This is a genomic window from Selenomonadales bacterium (assembly GCA_017442105.1).
Classification (GTDB): Bacteria; Bacillota; Negativicutes; order RGIG982; family RGIG982; genus RGIG982.
In genome coordinates this window covers 1-3,854 of sequence record JAFSAX010000083.1, presented here as the reverse complement: position 1 = coordinate 3,854, position 3,854 = coordinate 1, and the positions used below count along the sequence as shown (strand labels likewise).

The window sequence follows — 3,854 nt, the reverse complement described above, 5'->3', positions numbered from 1 at the left end:
GGCAGAGGTTGTAAATATTTTTTTGTTGATATCTTTTTTTGGTGGTCTTAATAAACATTTTGGACCATAACCGACCAGATCCATACGATTGGCACGACGAAGTGCTTGGTAAACGATCTCATAGTTTTCAGGCTTGCGATATTGCAAGAGTGCACGCTGCATTTTTTTGTCAGATGCATTGCGTGCAACATAGACAGATTCACCCGTTAAAGGATGAATACCTGTATAATACATGCAGGTGGACAGACTGCCCGGTGTTGGGATGAAATCCTGTACTTGTTGTGGCATGTAGTTCAGTTCACGGAGAAACTCGGCTAATTCAATAGCATCGGCAAGTGTTGCTCCCGGATGACTTGACATAAAATACGGTACAAGATATTGTTTTTTATTTAATTGCCGATTGACTTTCTCGTAAGCCGCAGAAAATCGCTGATAGACTTCTTTGGGACTTTTGCTCATCATTTTGAGAACACGTACAGAAATGTGTTCGGGGGCAACTTTGAGCTGACCACTAACATGATGTTCACAAAGTTCGCGGAGAAAATCAGTGTTTTTATCAAGCAATAAGTAATCGTAACGAATACCGGAACGAATAAAAACTTTCTTTACGCCGGGAAGTTTGCGCAATTTACGCAACAGTGATACATAATCACGATGATCAGCGACAAGATTTTTGCACGGTACAGGTGCAAGGCATTGTTTGTTGGCGCATACACCTCGTTTTAGTTGTGCAGTGCAAGCAGGTTGACGGAAGTTGGCTGTCGGCCCTCCTACGTCGTGGATATATCCTTTGAAATCAGGATCGGCAATCAATTGTTTAGCTTCTGACAAGATGGATTCGTGACTGCGTGCTTGAATGATACGACCTTGATGTGTCGTGATCGCACAGAAGGAACAACCTCCGAAACAACCGCGTTGGCTGACGAGGCTGAATTTGACTTCTTCGATCGCAGGTACACCGCCTGCATCGTCATAAGCAGGATGCCAAGTGCGTTGATACGGCAGAGCGTAGATCGCATCCATTTCTTCTGTTGTAAGCGGCATCGCGGGCGGATTTTGGATGACATAGCTCGTGCCCGACGGTTGGATAAGGCATTTGCCGCGGAATGCATCTTGCTCTAAGTACATAAGACGAAACGCTTTGGCAAAAGCCTTTTTATCATCTGCAACAGCTTCATACGACGGCATCCATACACCTTCGGGAAGTGTTTCTTTGTTTTCGGTGCGGTAACAGGTGCCTTGTACATTGCGAATCTCGTTAATGGGAACACCTGCATCGAGTTGTTTGGCGATCTCACTTACTTGTTTCTCACCCATGCCGAATACAAGAAGATCGGCACGACTGTCAAGGAGCATCGAACGGCGTACTTTTTCCGACCAATAATCATAATGTGCAAAACGACGAAGACTTGCTTCGATACCACCGATGATGATCGGCGTATCTTTCCATATTTCACGCGCACGATTTGCATATACGACAGTAGCGCGGTCGGGACGTTTGCCTGCCTCTCCGCCCGGTGAATAATCATCGTTGTGACGGAATTTTTTTGCGGCAGTAAACTTATTGAGCATAGAGTCTAAATTGCCTGCAGAAATCAAGACACCAAGACGTGGTTTGCCCATCACTTTAAAATCCTTGGTTGTATGCCAATTGGGTTGTGCGATGATACCGACACGGTAACCTTGTGCTTCAAGATGGCGACAAATGATAGCAGGGCCAAAACTCGGATGGTCAACGTAGGCATCCCCGCTGATGAACAAAAAGTCGAGTTCATCCCAGCCATATGCTTTCATTTCTGCACGTGTCATCGGCAAAAATCGTTCTGTCATGTGTCTGCTCCTTCTTTATTTTCTGTGTTGAAATAAGTATTCTGGACTTGCTGTGAGGTCATCAATATTTCTCTGGCTTTACTACCTGCATTCGGACCGACGATCTTCATCTCTTCCATGATATCGATCAATCGACCTGCACGCGTGTATCCGATGCGGAATTTGCGCTGCAGCATAGATGCCGAAGCTTGTCCCGTTTCAAGGACTGTAAAAATAGCTTTTTCCAACAATTCATCTTCCATAGATGCACGGTCGGAAGAAGTGTTTTTTTCAACCATATCAGGAAATACGACAGGCTCTTCTTTTTGTACACGATCTTGTTCTTTAATATGCTGAATTACCGCGGCGATCTCACCATCGGAGATGAATGCACCTTGTACACGTTTTGGTTTTGATGCACCGACAGGATAATAGAGCATATCGCCTTTTCCGAGCAGTTTTTCTGCTCCGCCCATATCAAGGATCGTTCGAGAGTCGACTTGTGATGCGACAGCGAACGAGATACGCGATGGGATATTAGCTTTGATCGTACCCGTGATGACATTAACGGACGGGCGTTGCGTTGCTAAGATCAAGTGAATACCTGCCGCACGTGCTTTTTGGGCAAGTCGGCAGATAGCATCTTCAACATCGACAGGTGCGATCATCATCAAGTCTGCCAATTCGTCGATAATGATAACGATAGCAGGAAGCGGAGGTTCGGTCGATACTTCATTGAAACGCGAAATGTCGCGTACACTCTCGGCCGCGAACATTGCATATCTGCGTTCCATTTCGCGGACTGCCCAGTTGAGTGCGCCTGCTGCTTTTTTGGCATCGGTGACAACAGGTGCCATCAAATGGCTGATACCGTCATATGCGGCAAATTCGACCATTTTGGGGTCAATAAGGATGAACTTTACTTCATCGGGTCTTGCACGGAACAAAATGCTTGTGATCAAGGTATTGATACAAACACTTTTCCCTGAACCTGTTGCACCTGCGACCAAAAGATGCGGCATTTTGCCGAGATCGGCAATAACAGGTTGTCCTGCGATATCTTTACCCAGGCCGACCGTCAACTTGGACGAGGCTTTTTGGAATGTCTGGCTTTCGGCGATCTCACGGAACGGAACACCGATAAACTCTTTATTGGGAACTTCGATACCGATAGCTGCTTTACCGGGAATTGGTGCCTCGATACGGATACCTGAGGTTGCCAGTTTAAGCGCTAAGTCATCGGACAGATTGACGATACGGCTGACTTTTACTCCCGGAGCAGGTTCCAATTCATATCGTGTTACACTGGGACCGCAAGAAACATCAGTCACTTTGGCTCGGACATTGAAGTTTTCTAAGGTTTCTTCCAAAATCTGAGCATTGCGGCTGATCTCTTTTGCTAATTGCGACGGACGTCCATTGCTTGATTGTTTTAACAGCGAGATCGGAGGAAGTTGATAAGATGATTCTTTTTCCGTCTTTTCTGTTTGAACAGGTATTTCTGCCGCTTTTTGTGCTCGGGGTTCTTCTTCCTGTAAAGATGGTTCCTTTTCGATCGGTACAGATGGCACTGTTGGTGCTGTTGGTGTCGTAGATACTGTTGCTACTGTAGGTATTCGCGTAGCAAATGTTAAGTCAATATCTTCCAACTCGGACAGATCGAGAATAGAGCGGCGTTCTTTGGGTTCGAGCGGTGTTTGATTTTTCTTTTCTTGATTGAAAAATTGACGTTTGCCACCCAATTCCGCTTCAGCCTGTCTGCGTTCTTGAATCTGTGTATAGGTCGAAGATACTTTTTCTTTTGTTGCTTTCACGCCGGTTTCAACTTGCTTTTGTGCTTTTAATAAGCCATTGCCGACAGAGTATTTCGTGATCAAAACGACAGCAACGATAATTAAGATAGCAAGTGCGATGCACGTCCCGTCTACGCCGAGGAAACTGCGCAATGACATCAAGAAAGCACCGCCGATAAGACCGCCGCCCGTCGGTAAATGTTCCGCGATGATCTCCTCTCCTACAGGGGAATTGAAGTGATGATAAAATGC

2 protein-coding genes are annotated in these 3,854 nt (G+C 45.8%); both read right to left on the bottom strand.

Going from position 1 to position 3,854, the window contains the following annotated elements; genetic code table 11:
* The coding region (locus tag IJN28_03185; protein MBQ6712777.1) for a YgiQ family radical SAM protein at positions 1-1,830 on the bottom strand (1,830 nt) is incomplete at its 3' end.
* The coding region (locus IJN28_03180) for a DNA translocase FtsK (GenBank protein ID MBQ6712776.1) at positions 1,827-3,854 on the bottom strand (2,028 nt) is incomplete at its 5' end. The genes IJN28_03180 and IJN28_03185, both read right to left, overlap by 4 nt.